At 61.2% G+C, this 25,137-nt stretch carries 23 protein-coding genes; 13 read left to right on the top strand and 10 right to left on the bottom strand.

Annotation, left to right across the window (positions count from 1 at the left end; all coding sequences use genetic code 11):
• Nucleotides 1-301: 301 nt before the first annotated feature.
• The 4 genes from FHT86_RS36940 to FHT86_RS36925 all read left to right on the top strand — a co-directional run bounded on the left by FHT86_RS36940 (nucleotide 302) and on the right by FHT86_RS36925 (nucleotide 5,779).
• Nucleotides 302-1,252 (top strand): ornithine cyclodeaminase family protein, encoded by a 951-nt coding sequence (locus FHT86_RS36940; protein WP_133708647.1) that lies wholly within the window; start codon nucleotides 302-304, stop codon nucleotides 1,250-1,252.
• Nucleotides 1,253-1,257: 5 nt separating this feature from the next.
• Nucleotides 1,258-3,720 (top strand): ATP-dependent helicase HrpB, encoded by a 2,463-nt coding sequence (gene hrpB, locus FHT86_RS36935; protein WP_133708648.1) that lies wholly within the window; start codon nucleotides 1,258-1,260, stop codon nucleotides 3,718-3,720.
• Nucleotides 3,721-3,722: 2 nt separating this feature from the next.
• Entirely contained in the window at nucleotides 3,723-5,060 is a 1,338-nt protein-coding gene (locus FHT86_RS36930) for an ActS/PrrB/RegB family redox-sensitive histidine kinase (protein ID WP_133708649.1), read from the top strand.
• 131 nt (nucleotides 5,061-5,191) lie between these two features.
• Nucleotides 5,192-5,779, top strand: a complete 588-nt coding sequence (locus FHT86_RS36925; RefSeq protein ID WP_133708650.1) for an ActR/PrrA/RegA family redox response regulator transcription factor — start codon at nucleotides 5,192-5,194, stop codon at nucleotides 5,777-5,779.
• A gap of 3 nt (nucleotides 5,780-5,782) precedes the next feature.
• On the opposite strand, the gene FHT86_RS36920 is transcribed toward FHT86_RS36925, so the two are convergent.
• Nucleotides 5,783-6,271 carry an MmcB family DNA repair protein gene (locus FHT86_RS36920; RefSeq protein WP_133709253.1) on the bottom strand — a complete coding sequence of 163 codons (489 nt, stop codon included), beginning with the start codon at nucleotides 6,269-6,271 and terminating at the stop codon, nucleotides 5,783-5,785.
• Between the two features lie 181 nt (nucleotides 6,272-6,452).
• Between FHT86_RS36920 and FHT86_RS36915 the strand changes: the two genes are divergently transcribed.
• The gene (locus tag FHT86_RS36915; protein ID WP_133708651.1) at nucleotides 6,453-7,127 is read left to right on the top strand and encodes a L,D-transpeptidase; all 675 of its coding nucleotides are present in this window, start codon (nucleotides 6,453-6,455) and stop codon (nucleotides 7,125-7,127) included.
• Nucleotides 7,128-7,211: 84 nt separating this feature from the next.
• On the opposite strand, the gene FHT86_RS36910 is transcribed toward FHT86_RS36915, so the two are convergent.
• The 6 genes from FHT86_RS36910 to hslV form a co-directional block, all read right to left on the bottom strand.
• A complete protein-coding gene (locus tag FHT86_RS36910; RefSeq protein ID WP_133708652.1) occupies nucleotides 7,212-9,380 on the bottom strand; it encodes a malate synthase G in 2,169 nt (722 codons plus the stop codon).
• 119 nt (nucleotides 9,381-9,499) lie between these two features.
• Nucleotides 9,500-11,503: a hydantoinase/oxoprolinase N-terminal domain-containing protein gene (locus tag FHT86_RS36905; protein WP_133708653.1), complete on the bottom strand. Its 2,004-nt coding sequence runs from the start codon at nucleotides 11,501-11,503 to the stop codon at nucleotides 9,500-9,502.
• 88 nt (nucleotides 11,504-11,591) lie between these two features.
• The gene (locus FHT86_RS36900) at nucleotides 11,592-12,986 is read right to left on the bottom strand and encodes a cytochrome P450 (protein ID WP_133708654.1); all 1,395 of its coding nucleotides are present in this window, start codon (nucleotides 12,984-12,986) and stop codon (nucleotides 11,592-11,594) included.
• A 48-nt stretch (nucleotides 12,987-13,034) separates the two neighbouring features.
• The gene (locus FHT86_RS36895) at nucleotides 13,035-13,988 is read right to left on the bottom strand and encodes a DUF1402 family protein (RefSeq protein ID WP_133708655.1); all 954 of its coding nucleotides are present in this window, start codon (nucleotides 13,986-13,988) and stop codon (nucleotides 13,035-13,037) included.
• Between the two features lie 273 nt (nucleotides 13,989-14,261).
• A complete protein-coding gene (gene hslU, locus FHT86_RS36890; RefSeq protein ID WP_133708656.1) occupies nucleotides 14,262-15,569 on the bottom strand; it encodes an ATP-dependent protease ATPase subunit HslU in 1,308 nt (435 codons plus the stop codon).
• A gap of 42 nt (nucleotides 15,570-15,611) precedes the next feature.
• Complete coding sequence (gene hslV, locus FHT86_RS36885) at nucleotides 15,612-16,139, bottom strand: ATP-dependent protease subunit HslV (protein WP_133708657.1); 528 nt, start codon at nucleotides 16,137-16,139, stop codon at nucleotides 15,612-15,614.
• 214 nt (nucleotides 16,140-16,353) lie between these two features.
• Between hslV and hisB the strand changes: the two genes are divergently transcribed.
• The 7 genes from hisB (at nucleotide 16,354) to coaA (ending at nucleotide 21,075) form a co-directional block, all read left to right on the top strand.
• Nucleotides 16,354-16,962 carry an imidazoleglycerol-phosphate dehydratase HisB gene (gene hisB, locus FHT86_RS36880; protein WP_104821478.1) on the top strand — a complete coding sequence of 203 codons (609 nt, stop codon included), beginning with the start codon at nucleotides 16,354-16,356 and terminating at the stop codon, nucleotides 16,960-16,962.
• A gap of 25 nt (nucleotides 16,963-16,987) precedes the next feature.
• A complete protein-coding gene (locus tag FHT86_RS36875; protein ID WP_133708658.1) occupies nucleotides 16,988-17,470 on the top strand; it encodes a DUF2628 domain-containing protein in 483 nt (160 codons plus the stop codon).
• Between the two features lie 2 nt (nucleotides 17,471-17,472).
• Nucleotides 17,473-18,123: an imidazole glycerol phosphate synthase subunit HisH gene (gene hisH, locus FHT86_RS36870; RefSeq protein WP_133708659.1), complete on the top strand. Its 651-nt coding sequence runs from the start codon at nucleotides 17,473-17,475 to the stop codon at nucleotides 18,121-18,123.
• An 84-nt stretch (nucleotides 18,124-18,207) separates the two neighbouring features.
• Complete coding sequence (gene hisA, locus FHT86_RS36865) at nucleotides 18,208-18,957, top strand: 1-(5-phosphoribosyl)-5-[(5-phosphoribosylamino)methylideneamino]imidazole-4-carboxamide isomerase (protein WP_133708660.1); 750 nt, start codon at nucleotides 18,208-18,210, stop codon at nucleotides 18,955-18,957.
• The gene (hisF, locus tag FHT86_RS36860) at nucleotides 18,954-19,742 is read left to right on the top strand and encodes an imidazole glycerol phosphate synthase subunit HisF (protein ID WP_133708661.1); all 789 of its coding nucleotides are present in this window, start codon (nucleotides 18,954-18,956) and stop codon (nucleotides 19,740-19,742) included. The genes hisA and hisF overlap by 4 nt, the downstream gene beginning before the upstream one ends.
• 16 nt (nucleotides 19,743-19,758) lie before the next feature.
• Nucleotides 19,759-20,073, top strand: a complete 315-nt coding sequence (locus FHT86_RS36855) for a phosphoribosyl-ATP diphosphatase (RefSeq protein WP_133708662.1) — start codon at nucleotides 19,759-19,761, stop codon at nucleotides 20,071-20,073.
• Nucleotides 20,074-20,079: 6 nt separating this feature from the next.
• Nucleotides 20,080-21,075, top strand: a complete 996-nt coding sequence (gene coaA / locus FHT86_RS36850; RefSeq protein WP_133708663.1) for a type I pantothenate kinase — start codon at nucleotides 20,080-20,082, stop codon at nucleotides 21,073-21,075.
• A 19-nt stretch (nucleotides 21,076-21,094) separates the two neighbouring features.
• Here the strand turns inward: coaA and FHT86_RS36845 are convergent, their stop codons facing one another.
• The 3 genes from FHT86_RS36845 to FHT86_RS36835 form a co-directional block, all read right to left on the bottom strand.
• Nucleotides 21,095-21,703, bottom strand: coding sequence for an alpha-ketoglutarate-dependent dioxygenase AlkB (locus tag FHT86_RS36845; RefSeq protein ID WP_133708664.1), 609 nt, complete (start codon nucleotides 21,701-21,703; stop codon nucleotides 21,095-21,097).
• Between the two features lie 141 nt (nucleotides 21,704-21,844).
• On the bottom strand, nucleotides 21,845-22,279 hold the full coding sequence (gene arfB, locus FHT86_RS36840; protein WP_133708665.1) for an alternative ribosome rescue aminoacyl-tRNA hydrolase ArfB: 435 nt from the start codon (nucleotides 22,277-22,279) through the stop codon (nucleotides 21,845-21,847).
• Nucleotides 22,280-22,398: 119 nt separating this feature from the next.
• Nucleotides 22,399-24,009, bottom strand: a complete 1,611-nt coding sequence (locus FHT86_RS36835; protein ID WP_133708666.1) for a phosphoenolpyruvate carboxykinase — start codon at nucleotides 24,007-24,009, stop codon at nucleotides 22,399-22,401.
• Between the two features lie 350 nt (nucleotides 24,010-24,359).
• Between FHT86_RS36835 and FHT86_RS36830 the strand changes: the two genes are divergently transcribed.
• A complete protein-coding gene (locus tag FHT86_RS36830) occupies nucleotides 24,360-25,094 on the top strand; it encodes a response regulator transcription factor (protein ID WP_208116674.1) in 735 nt (244 codons plus the stop codon).
• The last annotated feature ends 43 nt before the right edge of the window (nucleotides 25,095-25,137 follow it).

The raw sequence follows: 25,137 nt of genomic DNA, 5'->3' as shown, positions 1-25,137 counted from the left end.
GTGGGCTTATAATCCCACACCTTTCCTCCAGTCAACACCATCTCTGTAAAAATTCTGACATTTTTATAAGTGACTGATTTTACTAGTGGATTTGTTCACAGCCTCAACTTGTCGGGAAAATCGCCCTCATCGGAGGCCTTTTGCGGATTCATTTTACGAGTCTTCGGAGAATTTGGCCCATGAACGAGATGGTGGGCGAAAGATCGGATTTCAAAACCGGCTGCAGCGCTAAGCCCGCGCCACCAATTGCCAGTTTATAGCCCAGGACCTAATAGAAAGCTGAGCAATGAAGGAGCGGACAATGTTGGTCCTCGACGAAGAGCAGACACGTGCAGCGCTTGCCTGGCCGACGCTAATCGAGGCGATCGCCAAGATGTTTGCCGGCGGCTGCGTCATGCCTGTACGGCATCACCACGATATGGAGGTGCCCGGCGAAAGCAATGCGACGCTGTTGCTGATGCCCGCCTGGCTGCCGGGGCAATATATGGGCGTGAAGATGGTTTCGGTTTTCCCGGGCAATGCCGGGCGCGCGATGCCTGCAATCTTTGGAACCTATCTGCTTTGCTCTGGTAAGACGGGCGAGATGCTGGCGGTGATCGACGGCGGCGAGCTGACGGCGCGGCGCACGGCCGCCACCTCGGCGCTCGCAGCGCGATATCTCGCACCTTCGGACGCGAAGGAACTGCTTGTCTGCGGCACGGGGCGGCTGTCGCTCAACCTGATCCAGGCGCATGCCGAGGGTCGGGCCCTGACGCGGCTCGGCGTATGGGGCCGCGATCGCGACAAGACGAAACGGGTGGCAGACGAAGCGCGGGCGCTTGGTTTAAACGTGCAGGCTATTGACGATCTGGAAACAGCTGCCCGCCGCGCCGACATCATCTCCTGCGGAACGCTGTCGAGCACGCCGCTCATCCAGGGGGAATGGCTGAAGCCCGGGGCGCATCTCGATCTTGTCGGCGGTTTCAAGCCGGATATGCGCGAGACCGATGACGTCTCGATCCGGCGAGCGCAGGTCTTCGTCGATACGCGCGCCGGCGCAATGAAGGAGGCGGGCGATATTGTACAGCCGCTGAAAAGCGGCGTGCTGGCGGAGGACGCCATTCACGCCGAGCTCAGGGAACTGGTGTGCGGGACGCGCCCGGGGCGCGTGAATGACGACGATATAACCCTGTTCAAATCGGTGGGTGCGGCACTCGAGGATCTCGCCGGCGCCATCCTTGCCTATGAACATGCGCAGGGCAAACAGGCGTGACGCTCATGACACCTTCGCTGCCTGAACTGCCGGTCTCGCACGTGCTCGCCGATATCGGCGCAGCACTCGCGGAAGAGCGGCGCGCGGTTCTGTCGGCTCCTCCCGGCGCCGGCAAGACGACGCTGGTGCCGCTCTATCTGCTGGGTCAGAGCTGGCGCGGCGACGGCAAGATCATCCTGCTGGAACCGCGGCGGCTGGCGGCAAGGGCTGCGGCGTCCCGCATGGCCTCGCTGCTCGGCGAGCAGGTCGGCGACACCGTCGGCTACCGCATGCGGCTCGACGTCAGAATCTCTGCAAAGACTCGGATCGAGGTGGTGACCGAAGGCGTGTTTGCGCGGATGATTCTCGACGATCCCGAACTATCGGGCGTTTCCACGGTCATTTTCGACGAATTCCATGAGCGCTCGCTGGATGCGGATTTCGGCCTGGCGCTGGCGCTCGACGTGCAATCGGCACTCCGCGAAGATTTGCGCATCCTCGTGATGTCGGCGACCCTCGATATCGAACGCGTCGCCGCCCTGCTCGAACATCCGCCGGTCATCGAAAGCATGGGCCGGAGCTTTCCGATCGACATCCGCCATCAGGACCGGCCGGCCGGCGAACGGATCGAGGACACGGTGACGCGGGCGATCCTTGACGCCCATGCGACGGAACAGGGCTCGATCCTCGCTTTTCTGCCTGGGCAGGCGGAAATCACCCGCACTGCGGAAAGACTTGCGGGCCGATTGGCGCCGGAAACGGTGATCGCGCCGCTTTACGGCAATCTCGGCCAGAGGGAACAGGACGCCGCGATCCGCCCGGCGCCTAGAGGCACGCGCAAGATCGTGCTGGCGACCTCAATTGCCGAAACGTCGATCACCATCGACGGCGTACGCATCGTCATCGACAGCGGCCTGCAGCGGCTGCCCGTCTTCGAGGCGTCTACCGGCATCACCCGGCTGGAGACGGTTCGGGTATCGCGGGCTTCCGCCGACCAGCGCGCCGGCCGTGCGGGACGAACGGAACCTGGCATCGCAATTCGGCTGTGGCATCCAGGCCAGACCGCGGCGCTGCCTGCCTTCACACCGCCACAGATCCTTTCCAGCGATCTTTCCGGCCTGGCGCTCGATCTCGCCCATTGGGGCGTGCAGGATCCGACAGCCCTTGCTTTCGTCGATCAACCACCGGCGACGACACTTGCCGAGGCGCGGGCGCTGTTGCGGCAGCTGGGGGCGCTGGACGCCGAACACGGGTTGACGGCACGCGGGCGGTTGATGCGCGATCTAGCCTTGCCGCCGCGGCTTTCGGCCATGGTGATCTCGGCGGCAGACTTCGGACAGGCGCGCGAGGCGGCGATGCTCGCCGTGCTGCTGACGGAACAGGGGCTGGGTGGGCAGAGCGTCGATCTGGAAGAGCGCCTCCGGCGGTTCAAGACGGAAAAAGGTGAGAGGGCGGAGGCATCACGCCGGCTGGCCGGGAGGCTGGCGACAGCCGCGGGCGAAAGCAGGACTGCGGCCGCGCCGGTGCTGACCGGCTCGTTGCTACTGCATGCTTTCCCCGACCGCATAGCGTTGCAGCGCGGTGGGCGCGGACGCTTCGTCATGGCAAACGGGCGCGGCGCAGAATTGCCGGAGACGGAGCGCTTGGCCAGCTCGCAGATGCTGGTAATTGCCGATCTGACCGGCCGGGCGGCCCAAGCCCGCATCCTCGCGGCGGCGGAAATTTCCCGGGCGGATGTCGAGGAGCATCTGCCGGGCGAAATTCGCACGGAAGACCAGAGCCTCTTCGACAGGGCCAGCCGGCAGGTGCGGGCGCGGCGCATCACCCGGCTCGGCGCAATCGTCTTCGAAGAAACACCCTTGCCCCGACCATCCGGCGAACAGGCGACGAAAGCGCTGGCTGAAGGCATTCGCGAGCTTGGGATCGGGGTGCTGCCCTTTTCGAAAGAGGCGACGCAATTGCGCGAACGGATCGGCTTCCTGTACCGGACGATCGGAGAGCCATGGCCCGACATGAGCGATAACGCCCTGCTTTCGCGGCTCGAGGAATGGTTCACGCCGTTCCAGAGCGACGCACGCGGCCTTTCCGACATCTCGGCCGGCGGGCTCTCCAATGGGCTGATGTCGTTGGTGCCGCATGAACTGCAGCGCGACCTCAGCCGGATGGCGCCGACGCATTTCGAAGCGCCGACCGGCCAGCGCCATCCGATCCAATATGAGGGCGAGGAACCGCTGCTGACGATTCGCGTTCAGGAACTTTTCGGACTGAAGCAGCATCCGGCCATCGGCGGCGGCCGGTTGCCGCTGGTGCTGGAGCTGACATCGCCGGCGCACCGGCCGATTCAGACGACGCGCGATCTGCCCGGCTTCTGGGCGGGATCGTGGAAAGACGTGCGTGCCGATATGCGCGGACGCTATCCCAGGCATCCCTGGCCGGAGGACCCGGCGGATGCTTTGCCGACGACAAGAACCAAGCCGCGTGGTACCTGAGGATGGCCAGCTTCTTCAGGGGATTGGACAAGATGGCGGATGCGGACGCCAAGCAGCAGGACGATCACCACACCAGCCGGCGGCTCAGGCTGCAGACACTGGTGCGCCTGCGCTGGCTTGCGGTCGGCGGCCAGACGGTGACGGTGATGATCGTCGCCTTCTGGCTGAAATTTCCCATGCCACTTCTGGCCTGTTGCGTGCTGATCGCCTGCCTTGCCTGGATCAATTTCTTCCTGACGCTGCGTTATCCGCCGACGCACCGTCTCGAACCGCCGGCCGCCTTTGCGCTGCTCGGCCTCGATCTTCTGCAGCTCTGCGGGCTGCTTCTGATCACCGGCGGGCTGGCCAATCCTTTTTCGGCGCTGGTCTGCGTGCCGGTCATCATCTCCTTCGCCTCGCAGCCGATCCGTTACAGCATGACGCTGATCGTGCTGGCGATGATCTGCATCACCGGTCTCGCCTTTTCGCCCTTTCCACTACCCTGGTACGGCGGCGTCGAGGTCAACGTCCATAGCGTCATGCAGCTCGGCGTCTGGTGTTCGATCGCCTCCACTATGGCCTTTGCGGCCTTCTATGCCTATCGCGTCTCGATGGAGGCGACGCAGCTCGCCGATGCGTTGTCGGCAACGGAACTGGTGCTGCAGCGGGAAAAGCATCTGTCGCAGCTCGATGGGCTGGCGGCGGCGGCCGCTCACGAACTCGGCACGCCACTGGCGACCATCAGCGTCGTCGCCAAGGAGATGGAGCGTGAACTCAGCCATGACGATCGCTTCCGCGAGGACGTGGCGCTGCTGCGCAGCCAGAGCGAACGTTGCCGCGATATCCTGCGGCGGCTGACGACGCTCTCCTCCGAGGATGAGGCGCATATGCGCCGGCTGACGCTGTCGTCGATGATGGAGGAGATCATCGCCCCGCATCGGGAATTCGGCATCAAGCTGGAGCTGATCGAAAAGAGCCCACGGGCCGGCGAACCGGTGCTGAGCCGCAATGCCGGCATCATGTACGGGCTCGGCAATCTCATCGAAAACGCCGTCGACTATGCGCGCAAGAAGGTAACCGTCACGGTGGAATACGATCCCGATACGCTCACCATCGTGATCGAGGACGACGGTAATGGTTATTCTCCCGAAATCTTGACGCGGATCGGCGAGCCCTATGTCACGACACGACAGCGTGACGACACAGCCGGCGGCCTCGGGCTCGGCCTGTTCATCGCCAAGACCCTGCTGGAGCGATCGGGTGCGGTGCTTTCCTTCGGCAATCGCGATCCGGAAACGCCGGGCGCGCGCGTCCGCATCGAATGGCCGCGCACGTTGATCGATAGTAATTCGACAAAGTGAATTTCACGGCTTAAAACACCGGTCGTTAGAGCAATGATCTTATCCGAAAACTGCGTCACGGTTTTCGGATAAGATCACCATGCTGAGGTCAATAGGACTATGCAGGCGGTCTGCCGCCGGGATTGAACATGATGACGGATAAAGAGCTCACCGACCCTCATGCGGGGGCCAAAGACGTGGCGGACCATATCGGCCCCGATGCGACATTGCTGATCGTCGATGACGACGGACCCTTTCTGCGCCGGCTGGCGCGCGCTATGGAGACGCGCGGCTTTGCCGTCGAGACGGCGGAATCGGTGGCGGAAGGCGTCGCCAAATCCAAGGCTAGTCCACCGAAATATGCGGTTGTCGACCTCCGTTTGGGTGACGGCAACGGTCTCGACGTTATCGAGGCGATCCGGCAACGGCGCGACGATACGCATATCGTCGTGCTGACCGGTTACGGCAATATCGCAACGGCGGTCACAGCCGTGAAGCTCGGCGCCCTCGATTACCTTGCCAAGCCTGCGGATGCCGACGACGTCTACGCGGCGCTGACGCAGCGGCCGGGCGAAAAGGCCGAGGTGCCGGAAAATCCAATGTCGGCGGATCGGGTGCGCTGGGAGCATATCCAGCGCGTCTACGAAATGTGCGAGCGCAACGTTTCCGAGACGGCCCGCCGTCTCAACATGCATCGCCGCACGCTGCAACGCATCCTTGCCAAGCGCGCGCCGAAATAACCATCATTCAGGCGAGAAAGACTTACCCGTCGCCCATTCGGCCAGCAGCAGCCGTTGGGCGGCAGCGCGGGAGAAGTTCAGCGTCACCGACTTACGCGTTGCCGGCGGCAAGCGATGCTCCGGAGCCTCGCGGATCATATGCGCGCCGTAGCCGTCCGAAAGGAAAAGCCCGCACTCTTCCGGGAAAATATCGAGCGGAACATCCTTGTGCGTCGCGAAGAACAGGCGATCGCAATGCAGGCGGTAATCCGGCCATTTGCGGTCGACGCGAAAATCCTCGATCGAGGTTTTGATCTCGATGATCCAGATCTCGCCCTTTTCGGTCAGCGTGATGAGGTCGGCGCGGCGACCGCTTGCGAGCGGCAACTCCGGCAAGACGGCATGGCGCATCTCGTGTAGTAATAGTTGCACGCCCTTGCGTACAAGCATCGCCCGTTCCGACTGCCGGCCGTCTATTAACGGATTGTTATTGTAAACACTCAAAATCGTCATGAATTGCCTCGGGGATGGGGCAAGCGTTGTTGCAAAAAAACCATGTCCCTTTAATTTGCGCAGTGGAGCTATTTTTGTCGCACCGCACCAGCTTGCAAAGCTAAATTTAATAGAAAATAAACCATAGTCAAAGATGGTCGCTACCATCCCATTCCCTGCCACAACTCACCAAGAGACTTCCATGCGCATCCGCAATGCTATGACTGCACTCGGCCTTGTCGCAACGCTTGCCACGGCTGGTTATGCCACCACTGCCGCAGCCACGCCGACCGCTTCCGCCAACTCCGCCGCTGACACCATCAAGACGTTCGATAACGACTATGGCGTCACGAGCGACAACGGCTTCCAACTGCCGGCGATCCCGATCCAGAAGGTGAAGCCGCAGTTCCGCCGCCAGATCGTCGCTTACAAGTCTGACGAGGCTGCGGGAACGATCATCGTCAACACCCGCGAGCGCCATCTCTACTATATTCTGGGCAACAACGAAGCCATGCGCTACGGCATCGGCGTCGGCAAGCAGGGCTTTGCCTGGTCGGGCACAGCCTATGTCGCCTGGAAGCAGGAATGGCCGAACTGGCATCCGCCGAAAGAAATGGCTGTCCGTCGCCCCGAGATTGCCAAGTATGTCGAGAACGGCATGAACCCGGGCCTCGAAAATCCGCTCGGTGCACGCGCCATGTATCTCTACAACGACAAGGGCCAGGACACGCTGTTCCGCCTGCACGGCACGCCGGAATGGGCTTCGATCGGCACGGCCGCTTCCTCGGGCTGCATCCGCCTGATGAACCAGGACGTCATCGACCTCTATAACCGCGTTCTGCCGGGTCACAGCACCAAGGTCGTCGTGATCCAGTAATTGCTGGCATTATTTGGAATCCAAAAGGCCGCCGGATCGATGTCCGGCGGCCTTTTTTTGTTTCCGTGTCATGTAAAAGCAGGCTTATGCGGCCTGCTTCGCCTTGAGCTCAATGCGGCGGCGGTGCAGTACCGGTTCGGTATAGCCGTTCGGCTGCTCTCGGCCCTTAAGCACGAGATCAAGGGCGGCCTGGAAGGCGACGGAGCCTTCGAAATTGCCGGCCATGGCGATATAAAGCGGGTCGCCGGCATTCTGCTGGTCGACCACCGCGGCCATGCGCTTCATGGTTTCGACGATCTGCGCCTCGCTAATGACCTTGTGGTGCAGCCAGTTGGCCATGTGCTGCGCCGAGATGCGGAGCGTCGCGCGATCCTCCATCAGGCCGATATTGTTGATGTCGGGCACCTTGGAGCAACCGACGCCCTGATCGACCCAGCGAACGACATAGCCGAGGATGCCCTGGGAGTTATTGTCGATCTCGCGCTGGATTTCTTCCGGCGTCCAATTTGGACGCGGGACAACCGGTACGGAGAGGATATCGGAGAGCTTGGCGCGGGAGCGGCTCTTCAAGGTTTGCTGGACGCTGGCGACATTGACACGGTGATAGTGGGTCGCATGCAGCGTCGCAGCCGTCGGCGACGGCACCCAGGCGGTATTGGCGCCGGCCTTGGGATGGGCGATCTTCTGCTCCAGCATCGCCGCCATCAGGTCCGGCATAGCCCACATGCCCTTGCCGATCTGCGCATGGCCGGAGAGGCCGCATTCGAGGCCGATATCGACGTTCCAGTTTTCATAAGCCGCGATCCAGGCGGCCTGCTTCATGTCTCCCTTGCGAATCATCGGGCCAGCTTCCATCGAGGTATGGATCTCGTCGCCGGTGCGGTCGAGGAAACCGGTATTGATGAAGACGACGCGCTCACTGGCTGCGCGGATCGCCTCCTTGAGGTTGACCGTTGTGCGGCGCTCCTCGTCCATGATGCCCATCTTGATGGTGTTGCGCGGCATGCCGAGCACGTTTTCGACGCGCGAGAAGATCTCCACGGCAAAAGCCACTTCCTCCGGCCCATGCATCTTCGGCTTGACGACATACATGGAGCCGGCGCGGGAATTCTTGCGGCGGCCGTTCGGCCCGATATCATAGAGCGCGACGAGGCCCGTGATCATGGCATCCATGATGCCCTCCGGCACTTCATGGCCCTCGCGGTCGAGGATCGCAGGATTGGTCATGAGGTGGCCGACATTGCGCACCAGCATCAGCGAGCGGCAATGCAGCTCGAAGCTCGAGCCATCGGGTGCCGTATAGGTCACGTCCGGATTGAGACGTCGGATGAAGGTCTTGCCACCCTTGGAAACTTCCTCCGTCAGATCGCCCTTCATCAGGCCGAGCCAATTGCGATAGACTTCGGCCTTATCCTCAGCATCGACGGCAGCGATCGAATCTTCGCAGTCCATGATGGTGGTGATCGCCGATTCCAGGCGCACGTCCGAGATGTCAGCCGGATCGACCTTGCCGATATCGGTGCCGGCGTCGATGACGATCTCAATGTGAATACCGTTGTTCTTCAGCAGGATATGCGAGGGCGCGCTGGCATCACCGAGATAGCCGGCAAAGTGCTTGCCATCGGCAAGAGCGACCGCGCCCTTCTTCGTTGCAATTGTCAATGCGCCGCCCTTGACGGCGAAGCCGGTGACGTCCTTCCAGCTTGCACCGGCAAACGGCGCGGCGGTATCGAGGAAGTCGCGTACCCAGCCAATGACCTTTTCGCCGCGCTTCGGATTGTAGCCCCTACCCTTCTCGGCGCCATCGGTCTCGGGGATGGCGTCGGTGCCGTAGAGCGCATCGTAGAGCGAGCCCCAGCGGGCATTGGCGGCGTTCAGCGCGTAGCGGGCGTTCATGACGGGGACGACGAGCTGCGGGCCGGCAATAGAGGCGATTTCGGCGTCGACATTGGCGGTCGAGACAGTGAAGGCCGGACCTTCGGGAATGATGTAGCCGATTTGGCGCAGGAAGGCTTCGTAGGCGGCCATGTCCACCGGCGCGCCGTTCTTGCGGTACCAATCGTCCAGAGCAACCTGCATACGATCGCGCTTGGCGAGCAGATCACGGTTCTTCGGAGCCAGGTCGTGCACGATTGCTGAGAAACCGGAAAAGAAGGTGTCCGGGTCGACGCCGGAGCCCGGCAGGGCCTCCTTGACGAGGAAATCATAAAGCACCGGTTCGATCTGAAGCCCGTTCTTGTCAATTCGGCTCATACCCATCACTCCTCACGGCCGTCCTACGGCTCAGTTTTTACATGCTGCCAGTTTGCGGGCGGTTTCGCTTTCCGTCAATTTGGCAATAGTTCTAAAGATTTGTGCATTCTGAGAAATAATCAGCCTGCAGCTATACGCGGACGGCCGCTGGCGGTGGCGATGAAGCGCGCCTCGACCAGCTTGCGATTGCCCTCGATTTCCGGCGCATCGACCTGTTCGTCCAAGGCGATGACGGGATCCGTGGCACCGTTCAATCGCGCCTGTGCCGTCGCCACCTCGATCGCCCGTTCACGCGCTAAGGAAAAGCTCCTCTGCTCGTCGGTAAAACGCAAAGTCTCGCCTGCCCCGTTCAGCACATAAATGCCATCCTCGGGCATGGTGACGAACACCGTGGCACTTGTGCGGACCTGGCCGACGACGGCGCCGATCGCGTTTGCCACATCCGAATCACGGGGAATCGCACTTTCGCTCGCCAGCATCGCGGCGATGGCGGGGTAGTAGACAGGGGCGGAAGCCCCGAGACCGACCAAGGGACGATCGAGCGAAACGGCAAAACGGGCGATGCCCGGCGCACGACGCAAAGCGCGGTCGATCGAAATCGACTTGGCCGGATGGAGATCGGCGACCCCGTCCTCCGCGAGGCAGGCGGCGAGAATGACATCGGCGGATTGGCGGGTCAGGCGATCGACGATCTTTTGCGCCAACTCCTCCACAGACCCGGCAATCGCACGGCCGGAACCGTCCTTCATCCGCATTGCCAGCGCGAGACCCAGCCGAGCGGCTTCCGCATTCCACTGGTCTTGCCGGCCAAGCACATGCATGGCGTCCGATGGTGTCAGGCCGCAAAGGTGCACGAGGCCACGGGCGACCAGGCGGTCCAGAGTCGCTTTCTGCGATGTCGACGTCAGAAGCTGTTCGAGCGGTAGAGGTACCGAGCCGATTTTGTCGAACAGCGCCTGTTCCAACGGCAGCAAGCCGCTTGCCAGATGATCCGGCACGCCGGTACGCACGGCAAAGCGGCCGACGTTGCGGCCGAGATGCGGCGCGCGGAGCTGCTGCTCCAGCACGCCGGTGACGGCCTGACTATGCATATGGGCAACGAGGCTGAGCGGCAGCAGACGTCGCGGCCCGAGCTCGAAGGCGGCGACAAGGCCGCGGTCGTTGATCTTCACCTCGGAATCGCCGCCGAGGCCATAGGTGCGCATGGCGACCGCTTCGACCATGGTGCGATAGCCGCCGACCACGGCGCCGTCCGCGTCGAGCCGTGGCCGGCCGGCCTCCATGACGGCGACATCGGTGGTGGTGCCACCAATATCCGAAACCACGGCCTCATCGAGACCCGTCAGGTAACGCGCACCGACAAGGCTCGCCGCCGGGCCGGACAGAATGGTTTCGATCGGACGGAGCTTGGCTTCGGCGGCCGAGATCAGCGCACCATCCCCGCGCACCACCATCATCGGCGCCGCAATGCCGCGCGCGGCGAGAAATCCTTCGCAGGCGCCGACCAGTCGGTCGATCATCGACACCAGCCGGGCATTCAGAAGGGTCGTCAGCGCCCGGCGCGGACCACCGAGCTTGGAGGAGAGTTCGTGGCTGCAGGTGACCGGCAGATGGGACAGCTCGCGGATGCGGTCACGCACGCGAATTTCATGAGCCGGGTTGCGCACGGCGAAATAACCGGCAATTGCGAAGGACGAAACATTCTTCGAAAGCTCCGGCAGCGCCTCTTCTAGAGCCGTGAGATCGAGCGGGCTCTCGTTGCCGTGAACGTTGTGGCCACCGGGCAGGAACAGCAGGGGATCGGACCCCAGCGCCTCGGCCAGACCATCGCGCTTCAAATCGTCAGGTCCAAAGCCGATCATCACCAACCCGGCGCGGCCACCCTGCCCTTCGACCAGCGCGTTGGTGGCGAGCGTTGTCGACAGCGATACGAGACCGATCGCGGATACCGGAACGGCGGCCCTGGCGATGACCGCATCGACAGCGCCGGCGATACCGACAGCCAAATCATGTCGCGTGGTCAGTGATTTCGCCTTGGCGACAACGCCATCGGTTTCATGGAAGAGAACGGCATCGGTATAGGTTCCACCGGTGTCGATGCCGAGCAGGAAATGAGATGTCACGGAGATGTCTAATCCTTTGAACGAAGGGTGATGCTGTTATCGCACCCTTCCCGCCTGATCCGCTAGCTACAAAGCGGCAAAAACAATCCTATCGCCTGGTCACGCGCATCGGCAGCCCGCCTTGTGGCTGCGTCGTCAGCTTCTGCACCGGCCAGGGATTGGTCTTGTCAGTCAAATCGAAACGGAAGCGGTGCATCATGACGGCAAGGGCGATGACGGCTTCTTGAAGGGCGAAGGTGGCACCGATGCAGACACGGGGGCCGGCGCCGAAGGGCAGGTATTGGAAGCGGTTGATCTTACCGCGATTCTCCGGGAGGAAGCGTTCGGGCATGAAGGCACGCGGTTTGTCCCAATAAAGCGCGTGACGATGCAGTGTCCACGGCATGATCAGCACGGTGATCCCAGCCGGAATCTCGACACGCTCACCGCCAGGGCTTGTCCATACGTCTTCGGCAATCGAGGCGCGGTTGATGGAAGGCGCCGGCGGATAGAGGCGCATCGCCTCCTCAAAAGCGGCACGGACATGCGGCATCAGGTCGAGCCAGGCCACAGGCTGGGCGCCGCTGGCAAGCACCTGGTCGATTTCCGCTTCCATGGCCTCGCGGATGTGCGGGGTATTCGCGACGCAGTAGAGCGTCCAGGCCAGCGCACGGGCCGTCGTCTCATGGCCGGCGCCGATGAAGGTGAGGATATTGTCCTCGATCTCCTCCATGGTCAGGCCGTCGGGGCCGGCCTTTTCCAATAGCAGCGTCAGGAAATCATCGGGAGCGCTCGCGCGATCCCTGCGCATCTTGTCGAGACGAAGGTTCATCGTGTTGCGGACGATGCCACGAAACTTGTCGAGCACCTTCTGGCCACCGATGCGGGTAACGCGCGGCACCCAGGAGGGGGCACGCAGAAGGTCCATCGGATCGACCCGACCCATGCGGTGCAGAAGCTGGTTGACGTCGTCGGCGAAATGGCCGCTTTCGGTAACGATCTCACCGGAAAACAACGTTTCGGCGAGGACGGCAAAAGTCAACTCGGTCATATCGATGGCGATGTCGAAAACCTTGCCGTCGCTGCCGGCGTCCTCGTATTTGCGAACATAGGCTTCGCTCTGGCTCAGCATCTGGCCGGCAAAGCCCTGGGCGTGGCGTGGCGTGAAGACCGGGGCTACCGCCTTGCGCGATCGCTTCCAGACCGGACCTTCCGCCGTCAGCAGGCCGTCGCGCAGGATCGGCCTGAGCACCAGCTGGCGAATATCGGACATGCGGTAATTCGAAGCATTGTCGACCAGCACATGCTTGATCAGGCCGGGATCGTTGACGATCAGCGTGCGCTCACGAAAGAAGCGCGTCATGATCCACGGCAGCGTATAGGAGGGCTCGCCCCAGAGCTCGAGCGGATTGCGCAGGATGGTACGAATGATCGTCAGCCGCGACGGCGGGACGGTACGAGGGGTCGGGGCCGGCGGAGAGAAGACTTCCGAAATCATATCCATGAGATCGAATCTCCTCGAAAACCTTATTTTCCCGACAGTCCCCGAAGTCTAGAGCAGCGACTTCAGATCGTCCAGCTTGTCATTGATCAGCCAGCCATAGTAATTTTCTTCCGGCCAGACCGGCTGCGCGGCCCCCCGATTCTTGGCGGCGAGCGCTGCGGCGCGCTGGCGTGAATTGCCGACATTGTAGAGCGTCGCCGTGATGCCCGGATTGCCGGAGATGTCCATGCCGGCGATCGAACGATAGTCGTCGATCGACTTGCGGATCGAGGCGGCAACGAAGGCCAGCGACAGATCCGGATCCATGATGGCCTTGTAAACGCCGCCGGCATCCTTTTCATCCAGCTTCGCTATGCCCGACGTGCTGCTGACGAGATCGGAAAGCTCCAGCGCCGTCAGCGGGTTGACCTGGCCGAGGCCAAAGGTCTGGCCGGCATAGAAGGGCTGGAAAAACACGGCGCTGAAACGATTGTCCGGGAAGGATTTGCCGCCGACCTTCTTGCCCCGGAAATCGCTCTCCCAGATATCTTCGCGGCAGGTCCAAAGGCTGTACGAATCCCCCTTGCCTTTGCAGGCATCGAATTGCGGCCGGGCGACAAAATCATCAACGCTTTCGCCGTCATAGGCGAAGCGGAAACTCTGGCCGGCATAGGAGGCGGCTTTGACGTAATAGGACTGCAGGCCGTCATAGGCGTCGACATTATAGGTATGTTCGCCGACCAGCGCGCCGATGATATGGATCGGATCGATGCCGTAGGCGCGCGCGGTCGACTTGATCTTCGACATCAGCCTGGTGTCGGTCGCCAGCAGTTCGTGGACTTTCTGGTATTTGCGCTCGAAGGTCGAATTCGTGCCCTTGGTGCGGCGCACGGAGGCGCCGGGGATCGCCGGCTGCTCGGCGTTGCGATTGCCCGGCGGCACCATGGCCGCCGCATCCGCATAGGCCGGTATCCAGGAGAGGCTGACAACCGCCAGAAGAAGGGTGATCAGTATGCGTCGCACGATGGCTGCCCTGTCGAAGTTTCATCCGATGTTTCAATGCGGCTGCCTGACGGACAATCTTGGCCGAATAAAGCCATCCCACGCAAAGAAACGGGCCCCTAACTAAAAAGTTAACGGCCCGCTGTCGAGTGATTAATATTTCAAGATGCCGTCACTAGAGCGCCGTGCGTTCATTCGAACGCACAAAGGCCGCTCTAGCTTTTTGAATCTAGAGCATCTTATCCGCTTTCCGGTGATTCCACCCGAAAGCGGGATGCTCTAGCCGAACTTCTGTTAGAGGATGAAGCGCGACAGGTCGGTGTTGGTTGCGAGATCGCCAACATGTTCACGCACATAGTCGGCATCTATGGTCACCGACACGCCGGCGCGATCCGAGGCATTGTAGGAGATCTCGTCCAACACCCGCTCCATCACCGTCTGCAGGCGGCGAGCGCCGATGTTCTCGACGGTGGAGTTCAGGTGCACGGCGACATCGGCCAAAGCGTCGATGGCGTCATCGGTGAAATCGAGCTTCAGGTCTTCCGTTTCCATCAGCGCCTTGTACTGGCGGATGAGGCTGGCTTCCGGCTCGGTCAGGATGCGGCGGAAATCCTCTTTGCTCAGCGGCCTTAGTTCGACACGGATCGGCAGACGGCCCTGCAATTCCGGCAGGAGATCCGAGGGCTTCGACACATGGAACGCGCCGGAGGCGATGAAGAGAATATGGTCGGTCTTCACCGGACCGTATTTGGTCGAAACCGTCGTGCCTTCGACCAGCGGCAGCAGGTCGCGCTGCACGCCTTCGCGCGAGACGCCGGCACCCATGCCGCCGTCGCGGGCGGCGATCTTGTCGATCTCGTCGAGGAAGACGATGCCGTCATTTTCGGCCGATTGCACCGCTTCGCGCTGGATCGCCTCGTTGTCGATCAGCTTATCGGATTCGTCGCGGATCAGCTCCTTATAGGACTCCTTCACCGTAGTGCGCACCTTCTTGGTGCGGCCGCCCATGGCCTTTCCGAACATTTCGGACAGGTTGAGCACACCGATGTTGGCGCCGGGCATGCCGGGAATTTCGAAGCCGGGCATGCCGGAACCGCTATCGGCAACTTCGATGTCGATTTCCTTGTCGTCCAACTGGCCGTCGCGCAGCTTCTTGCGGAAGCTGTCGCGCGTCGCCGGCGAGGCGGTCGAGCCGACCAGGGCATCGAGCACACGCTCCTCGGCACTCATATGCGCCTTGGCCTGGACTTCGGCGCGCTTCTTTTCGCGCACCAGGCCGATACCGACTTCGACGAGATCGCGGACGATCTGTTCGACGTCGCGGCCGACATAGCCGACTTCGGTGAACTTCGTGGCTTCCACCTTGATGAAGGGGGCGCCGGCGAGTTTGGCGAGACGGCGAGAGATTTCCGTCTTGCCAACACCGGTCGGGCCGATCATCAGGATGTTCTTGGGCATGACTTCGTCGCGCAGGTCGGGCTCCAGCTGTTGCCGTCGCCAGCGGTTGCGCAGTGCAATCGCCACGGCGCGTTTGGCCTCATGCTGGCCGACAATATAACGGTCGAGTTCGGAAACGATCTCGCGGGGGGAAAAAGTGGTCATTCGTGCGTTTCCCGTCAGGGCTAGAAACAATCAAGAGAGGAATTAGGCTTCGGAGTCGAGCGTCTCGACCACCACATTATGGTTGGTGTAGACGCAAATGTCGGCGGCGATGTCGAGCGCGCGGCGGGCGACGTCCTCTGCCGATTTGTCGGTATCCATCAGAGCGCGAGCGGCGGCGAGTGCAAAATTACCGCCGGAGCCGATCGCCATGGCGCCGTGTTCCGGCTCGAGCACATCGCCGTTGCCGGTGACGGCGAGCGTCACGGTCTTATCGGCGACCAGCATCATCGCTTCGAGATTGCGCAGATATTTGTCCGTGCGCCAGTCCTTGGCGAGCTCGACGGCCGCGCGCATCAGCTGACCCGGATATTGTTCGAGCTTCTTTTCAAGCCGCTCAAGCAGCGTAAAGGCATCGGCGGTCGCACCGGCGAAACCGGCGATCACGTCACCCTTGCCGATGCGGCGAACCTTGCGGGCATTGCCCTTCATTACGGTCTGGCCGAGGCTGACCTGGCCATCGCCAGCCATCACAACCTTGCCACCCTTGCGAATAGTCACAATTGTCGTCATGTAAACACCTGTTTGCCCCCATTTTGGCGGGCTTTCTGCCGGGCCGCGTTTCGGCCCCGTCAAGCCCTATGTAAGAGGGCTTTTTGCGATTGCAAATGGCCGCTATTTCGGAATGATGCATGTAAGCCGGCTAGATAAGTCGATACTGACTTAACTTCTGGATATTTGCCGATGTGCCTGATAAGGAACGGCCGTCATCCTGATGGAGCAGCCCATGGCAGAGACCGCAGCGAGCCGCACGGCAAGCGTTTCCCGCAAGACCAACGAGACCTCGGTCTCCGTGTCCGTCAACATCGACGGCAGCGGCAAGTCGACGATTTCGACGGGCGTAGGCTTCTTCGACCATATGCTGGAGCAGCTTTCGCGGCATTCGCTGATCGACATGGAGATCGACACCAAGGGCGACCTGCATGTTGACGATCACCACGCGGTCGAGGACACCGGCATCGCCATCGGCCAGGCCATTGCCAAAGCACTGGGCGATCGGCGCGGCATCACGCGCTATGCCTCGATCGATCTCGCCATGGACGAGACGATGACGAAGGCGGCGGTCGATCTGTCCGGCCGGCCCTTCCTCGTCTGGAACGTCGCCTTCAGTGCCCCGAAGATCGGCACTTTCGATACCGAGCTGGTGCGCGAATTCTTCCAGGCGCTCGCGCAGAATGCCGGCATCACGCTGCATATCCTCAACCATTATGGCGCCAACAATCACCATATAGCCGAGACATGCTTCAAGGCCGTTGCCCGCGCGCTGCGCACGGCAACCGAGATCGATCCGCGGCAGGCAGGCCGCGTGCCCTCGACCAAGGGCACACTCGCCTGAGCCCCATCATGGGGAAAGTGAAGAGATGGCAAGCTATTTGATTTTGACGCCACCCGGAGGGCCGGACAGAAGCCAGATCAAGACGCGCTTCATCCGCGACGGCTTTTCCTGGACAGCCTTTTTGTTTCCGACACTGTGGATGCTTTTTCACCGGCTGTGGCTGCAGGCCATCGCCGCCCTTCTGCTGCAGGGCATCGCCTTGGAATTGATGCGCCAACCGGGTTTTTTCGCCGCCGGTATCACGATCCTGCTCGGTGTGCGCGTCCTCGCGGCGCTCGAAGGCCCCAACGCTTTCTGCCGAAACCTCGTTGCGGGCGGATGGAAGGCGGAAGGTCTGGTTTCAGCGCCTAATCTGGCGACGGCCGAAGAGATCCATTTCTCCGGCATCGAGCCGAAGATGGAAGAGCATATCCGTGCGAATAATTGGGATATTCCTTCCTCTCCAAACAATAGCCCAAGCCGCAGCGGACCGAGTTTCGGCCTTCCCGGCTATGATGGAGGACGCTGAATATGCGCGTCGCAATAATCGACTACGGCTCAGGCAACCTGCGCTCGGCCACCAAGGCCTTCGAACGCGCCGCCCGCGAAGCCGGCATCGATGCCGAAATCGATCTGACTGACGATGCCGAACGCGTCGCCACCGCCGACCGCATCGTGCTTCCGGGCGTCGGCGCCTATGCCGACTGCCGCCGCGGACTCGACGCCGTTTCCGGCATGACGGAAGCGGTGATCGATTTGGTGGAGCATAAGGCTCGCCCATTCCTCGGTATCTGCGTCGGCATGCAGCTCATGTCGTCGCGTGGGCTGGAAAAGACGATTACGCAGGGGTTCGGCTGGATCAAGGGCGACGTCAAGGAGATGACGCCCGACGATCCCGCGCTGAAAATCCCACAGATCGGCTGGAACACACTGGACCTCAGGCACCCGCATGCGCTCTTCGACGGGATTCCGACCGGGCCGGACGGGCTGCATGCCTATTTCGTGCATTCCTACCATCTGGCCGCCGATCACGCGGACGATGTCATCGCCACGACCGGCTATGGCGGCCCGATGACCGCCTTTGTCGGCCGCGACAACATGGCCGGCTCGCAATTCCATCCGGAAAAGAGCCAGAAGCTCGGCCTCGCCCTGATCGCCAATTTCCTGCGCTGGAAGCCTTAGAGTGGGCGTGATCTTTTCCGAAAACCGCTTCACACTTTTCGGGATCATGCCTAAGGCTCGCGCGAACAGAACGGAAAACACACAATGATCCTTTTCCCCGCCATCGACCTCAAGGACGGCGAATGCGTGCGCCTGAAGCTCGGCGATATGCAACAGGCAACAGTCTACAATCCCGATCCGGCCGCCCAGGCCAAAGCCTTCGAAGACCAGGGCTTTGAATGGCTGCACGTGGTCGATCTCAATGGCGCCTTTGCCGGCGAGACCGTCAACAGAGCGGCTGTCGACGCCATCCTCAAGGCGACGAAGAACCCGGTGCAGCTCGGCGGCGGCATCCGAACGCTCGACCATATCGAAAACTGGCTGACGCGCGGGCTTGCCCGCGTCATTCTCGGCACGGTCGCGGTGCGCGATCCGGCCCTTGTCGTCGAAGCCTGCAGAAGATTTCCGGGCCATATTGCCGTCGGCATCGACGCCAAGGGCGGCAAGGTGGCGGTCGAAGGCTGGGCGGAAGCCTCCGAACTCGGTGTCGTCGAGCTGGCCAAGAAATTCGAAGGCGCCGGCGTCGCCGCGATCATCTATACCGACATCGATCGCGACGGCATTCTGACCGGCATCAACTGGGCCTCGACGCTGGAACTTGCCGACGCCGTCTCTATTCCGGTTATCGCCTCCGGCGGGCTCGCTTCGCTTGACGACATCAAACGCATGCTCGAACTGGACGCGCGCAAACTGGAAGGTGCGATTTCCGGCCGCGCGCTTTATGATGGCCGTATCGATCCGAAGGAGGCCCTGGCACTGATCAAGGCAGCGCGGACGAAGGAGATTGCACAATGACCCTGAAAGCCCGCGTCATCCCCTGCCTCGACGTCAAGGACGGCCGCGTCGTCAAGGGCGTCAACTTTCTCAACCTCGTCGATGCCGGCGATCCCGTCGAAGCCGCCAAGGCCTATGATGCCGCGGGTGCGGACGAGCTTTGTTTCCTCGACATCACTGCCTCTTCCGACAACAGGGAGACGATCTTCGATGTCGTGGCCCGCACGGCGGAGCAATGCTTCATGCCGGTGACGGTCGGCGGCGGCATCCGCACCATCGCCGATATCCGCAAGCTGCTGCTCTGCGGCGCCGACAAGGTTTCGATCAACTCGGCCGCCGTCAACAATCCGGATTTCGTCGCCGAAGCGGCCGATAAATTCGGCAATCAATGCATCGTCGTCTCGATCGACGCCAAGCGGCGGCGTACCGAATCCCTCGGCGGCGACAATATGAGCGCCTGGGAGATCTATACCCATGGCGGCCGCAACTCGACCGGCATCGACGCCGTCGATTTTGCCCGCAAAATGGTCGAGCGCGGCGCTGGCGAACTTCTCGTCACCTCGATGGATCGCGACGGCACCAAGGTCGGCTATGATCTGGAGCTGACACGGGCGATCGCGGATGCTGTGCGCGTTCCAGTCATCGCTTCGGGCGGCGTCGGCGATCTCGACGATCTCGTCGCCGGCGTCAAGGAAGGCCACGCGACGGCCGTGCTTGCAGCCTCGATTTTCCACTTCGGCACCTATTCGGTCGGCGAAGCGAAGCACTATATGTCACAGCATGGCATCGCCATGCGGCTCGATTAGGAAGGGATAAGGCGGAATGAGCGGATTTACCCTTTCCGACCTCGAAAAGATCGTCGACGAGCGCTCCAAGGCCTCGCCGGAGGAATCCTGGACGGCGAAGCTTTTTGCCGCCGGCCAACCGAAGGCGGCAAAGAAGCTGGGCGAGGAAGCGATCGAGGCCGTCATGGCGGCGGTGACCGGCGACCGCGACAATCTCACCTATGAGGCGGCCGACGTGCTTTATCACCTTATGGTCGTATTGAAGATAGCGGGCATTCCGTTGCAGAATGTCATGGGTGAGCTCGAACGGCGCACCGCCCAATCGGGCCTTCAGGAGAAGGCCAGCCGGTAGAATGTGATGACAATAGCGACCCAAACCCTGCCTGCGCCCGAGACGCTCGATATCTTTGAGGCGAAAGCCTATTCGCCTTACTATTTCTTTTCTTCGGAAGAATGGTCGAAATTCAGAGCCGATACGCCGCTGACGTTGACCGCCGATGAAGTGACGCGGCTGCGCTCCATGGGCGACCCGATCGATCTCGATGAAGTCCGGCGCATCTACCTCTCGCTATCGCGCCTCTTGTCCTCGCATGTCGAATCCTCGCAGATCCTGTTCGAGCAGCGCAATCGGTTCCTTAGTCTCTCCGATGTGGCCAAGACGCCCTTCGTCATCGGCATCGCCGGTTCCGTCGCCGTCGGCAAATCCACCACGGCCCGTATCCTGAAGGAACTGCTGCGCCGCTGGCCGTCGAGCCCGAAAGTTGATCTGATCACCACGGACGGCTTTCTTTTTCCGAATGCCGAATTGCAGCGCCGCAACCTGATGCAGCGCAAGGGTTTTCCCGAAAGTTACGATACCGCAGCACTCCTGCGCTTCCTCTCGGCGATCAAAGCCGGGCAGCCGGATGTCAAGGCGCCCTGCTATTCGCACCTCGTCTATGACGTACTGCCGAACGAATACAAGACTGTCGACCGGCCGGATATCCTGATCTTCGAGGGCATCAACGTGCTGCAATCGCGGCACTTGCCGGCTGACGGCAAGATCGTGCCGATGGTGTCTGACTTCTTCGATTTCTCCATCTATATCGATGCCGACGAGCATCTGATCCACAATTGGTATGTCGCACGCTTCATGAAGCTGCGTGAAACCGCCTTCCGCGATCCTAACTCCTTCTTCCACCGCTACGCCTCGATCACCGAGGAAGAGGCAATCGCGACCGCCGAAGGATTGTGGAAGAATATCAACCTGAAGAACCTGCGGCAGAACATCCTACCGACCCGCCCTCGCGCCGATCTCATCCTGCAGAAGGGCAGGAATCATCTGATCGAACAGGTGGCATTGAGGAAACTCTAATCCCTGTAATGAGCAGAATTTACGGATTCACCCGCCTGAGCGTCAGGTTTATCCGCCCGCCATTCTTCAACAGCGTCGACGTCGCCGGATAGATGCGGTCGACACCATGAAAACAAAGTCTGCCCTCTCCACCGAGAACGACGATGTCACCGCTGGAAAGCTTGAAAGATAGCGTACGATCTTTACGGTTGAGGCCGCCGACGCGGAAGAGGCAGATATTGCCGAGCGAGATCGACACCACAGGCGCCGCCAGATTCTGTTCGTCGCGATCCTGATGCAGACCCATGCGGGCATCGTCATCGTAGAAATTGACCAGGCAAGCTTCCGGCGGCTTTTCATAGCCTGCTATATTGCTCCAGAGATCGAGCAATTGCGACGGCATCGCTGGCCAAGGCCTGCCGGTGGCCGGATGCGTCTGTTGATAGCGATAGCCGCGCTGCTTGTCCGTCACCCAGCCAAGCGGACCACAATTGGTCATGCGCACGGACATCTCCTTGCCGGTGCCGGGCATGGCCGGCGTATAAAGCGGCGCTTCGGCCACGACGGCGCGGATGGTCTCGACCAGAGCTTCCTGTTTGGGACGGTCGAGATAGCCAGGGAGATGGCGAATTCCGTTGGGAAGTAGCATCGATGTTTTCCATGATTGGTGGTGCCAGCCAGGTGAATGCGCCATTGCCGCACTTTGTGCCTGGCGTGAAGCCGCGGCGACGCCGGACTTGCCTTCAGGCCCATATATAACCCTTGCCAAGCCGCATGGCAGCCCGAAAACCTAGTCGCCGCCCGGCTTGCCGCGCATCTTCTTGACCTCGGAGCGACCGGATTTTTCCTTCAGGCGCCGCTCGATCGAGCCTTTGGTCGGCTTGGTCTTCTTGCGCGGCGGCGGCGGCGGCGCGGCGGCCTCGAGGATCAGCTCCTTCAACCGCTCACGCGCATCTTCGCGATTGCGGTCCTGGCTACGGAAGCGGCTGGCCTCGATCATCAATACGCCGTCCTTGGAGACGCGCCGGCCGGCCAGCCTGACGGTGTTGGCCTTGACGCGATCGTTCAGCGACGGCGAATTCGGAACGTTGAAGAACAGCTGGACAGCGGTCGCGACCTTGTTGACGTTTTGCCCGCCGGGGCCGCCCGCCAGAACGAATTGTTCCGTCAGTTCCCAGCCGGCAATGGTGATCCGGTCGTTGATATAGAGTGCGTCGCTGGCCATGGTTTTCTCCGCGCCCGTCTATCCCACATTGGCGTACGGTTGAAAACAGGCCGACGACAAAATGAACCCGGCGGAAAAATCGCCGGGTTTCACGTGAGTCATCAGCTCAATGTGGCTGTTTATTCGGCCGCAACCCGCATCCCGGGCGCCGCGTCGCGGACATTGCCGTCGACATGATCCTCGAACTTGGCGAAGTTGGAGACGAACATCTGAACCAGTTTGGCCGCCTGTGCGTCATAAGCCTGGCCATCGGCCCAGGTGGAACGCGGATCGAGGATGGCGCTGTCGACGCCCTCGACGGCAACCGGGACAGCGAACCCGAAATTCGGGTCGACGCGGAATTCGGCGTTGTCGAGGTCGCCCTTGAGAGCTGCGGCAAGCAAAGCGCGCGTCGCCTTGATCGGCATGCGCCGGCCCGTCCCGTAGGCGCCGCCGGTCCAACCGGTGTTGACCAGCCAGCAGCCGGCGCCGTGGCGGGCGATCAGCTCCTTCAGCAGGTTGCCGTATTCGGCCGGATGACGCGGCATGAAGGGAGCGCCGAAGCAGGTCGAGAACGTGGCTTCCGGCTCGACGACGCCCTTCTCGGTGCCGGCGACCTTCGCGGTGTAGCCGGAGAGGAAGTGGTACATCGCCTGTTCCGGCGTCAGCTTGGCAATCGGCGGCATGACGCCGAAGGCATCCGCCGTCAGCATGATAATCGTCTCGGGATGGCCGGTCATGCCGGATTCCGAGGCATTCGGGATGAAATGCATGGGATAGGCGCTGCGGGTGTTCTCCGTCAGCGAACCGTCGTCGAGATCCGGCATGCCGTGTTCGTCAAGCACGACATTTTCCAGCACGGTGCCGAAGCGGCGGGTCGTGGCGTAGATTTCCGGCTCGGCCTCGGCCGACAGGCGGATGGTCTTGGCGTAGCAGCCGCCTTCGAAATTGAAGATGCCGTTTTCGCCCCAGCCATGCTCGTCGTCGCCGATCAACGTGCGTGTCGGATCGGCAGACAGTGTCGTCTTGCCGGTGCCCGACAGGCCGAAAAAGATCGCTGCGTCGCCATCGGGTCCTACATTGGCCGAGCAATGCATCGGCATGACGCCACGTTCCGGCAAGAGGTAGTTCAGGAGAGTGAAGACCGATTTCTTCATTTCGCCGGCATAGGACGTGCCGCCGATCAGGACGATGCCGTTGACGAGATCGCAGGCGATCACCGTTTCCGTGCGGCAGCCATGGCGTTCTGGATCGGCCCGGAAGCTCGGCAGGTCGATGATCGTCAACTTCGGTATGAAGCTTTCCAGCGCCGACCGCTCGGGACGAATGAGAAGATTGCGGATGAACAGCGAATGCCAGGCGAATTCGGTGATGACACGAGTCGGAAGGGCGTAATCATGATCGGCGCCGCCGATCAGATCCTGAACGAACAGGTCTTTGCCGTGCACATGCGCCAGCATATCCTTGTGCAGCAGTGCAAAATGCTCCGGCGACATCGGCTTGTTGTTGTCCCACCAGATCTGATCTTCGGTGATGTCGTTGCGGACGACGAACTTGTCCTTCGGCGAACGGCCGGTGTGTTGTCCAGTCAATGCTCTCAGCGCACCGTGAGCGGTCAAATCGGCTTCCCGCCGACGAATCGCTTCCTCGTAGAGGTGAGCCTCCATGAGGTTATAACGCACGCTGGCGGCGGCTCCCAGGCCGATCGATTCGAGTTCGATTGCGGGATTACGGACCCCGAATTGCTCCATCGCTTTATTCCTCTACGTGGCCTCAGCCGTTAAAACTAAATAAAGCGTAGAGGCGTCTTTTTAAAAGCACAAGGGAGTTGAGCTAAAAATATTTAATGATATCATATATTTAATCGATTTAAATAAATTTCGATAATTTTAAATCGTTTGAATGAGCTGCGTCGAGACGTTTCGTCGCACAACCCTTGGTTAACTTTTTCCAAGTCCAGCAATCCACCCCTTTATCTTTGCCACAATTTGTTCCACCTTTATCCCCATAAGCGCGCCGGGTTACCGCCAACCGAGCTGGCAAGCCACCTGGGCTGGATTCCAAATCCGGGAGATGCGCACTGATGACGGAGACGAACACCATGTTGACAATCGCGCTCGTTGACGACGACCGCAATATCCTGACTTCCGTATCGATTGCTCTGGAGGCCGAGGGATATAAGGTGGAAACCTACACCGACGGCGCTTCGGCGCTTGACGGGCTGCTTGCCCGGCCACCGCAGTTGGCGATCTTCGATATCAAGATGCCGCGCATGGACGGCATGGAGCTTTTGCGCCGCCTGCGGCAAAAGTCCGATCTGCCGGTGATCTTCCTGACCTCCAAGGATGAGGAAATCGACGAGCTCTTCGGGCTCAAGATGGGCGCCGACGACTTCATCACCAAACCTTTCTCGCAGCGCCTGCTGGTCGAACGCGTCAAGGCCGTGCTCCGCCGCGCCTCCGCTCGCGAAGCTGCGAACGCGGCCAGTAGCGGCGGCACGGCCGCGAAGCCCGGCGCCGCGCAGCAAGCCCGCTCGCTGGAGCGCGGTCAGCTTGTCATGGACCAGGAACGCCATACCTGCACCTGGAAAGGCGAGCCAGTGACGCTGACCGTCACCGAGTTCCTGATCCTGCATTCGCTGGCGCAACGCCCCGGTGTGGTAAAAAGCCGCGATGCCTTGATGGATGCCGCCTATGACGAGCAAGTCTATGTTGACGACCGCACCATCGACAGCCACATCAAGCGGCTTCGCAAGAAATTCAAGATGGTCGATCTCGATTTTGATATGATTGAAACGCTGTATGGAGTCGGCTACCGCTTCCGCGAAGCGGCGTAACAGTTAACTGGACCATGCGGCGGTCAATGGAATAAGAGCATGC

This window comes from Rhizobium sp. BK313 (genome assembly GCF_014193655.1).
Taxonomy (GTDB): domain Bacteria; phylum Pseudomonadota; class Alphaproteobacteria; order Rhizobiales; family Rhizobiaceae; genus Rhizobium.
Note: the sequence above shows the minus strand (reverse complement) of the source record. Positions and strands in the feature narration are given on the sequence as shown.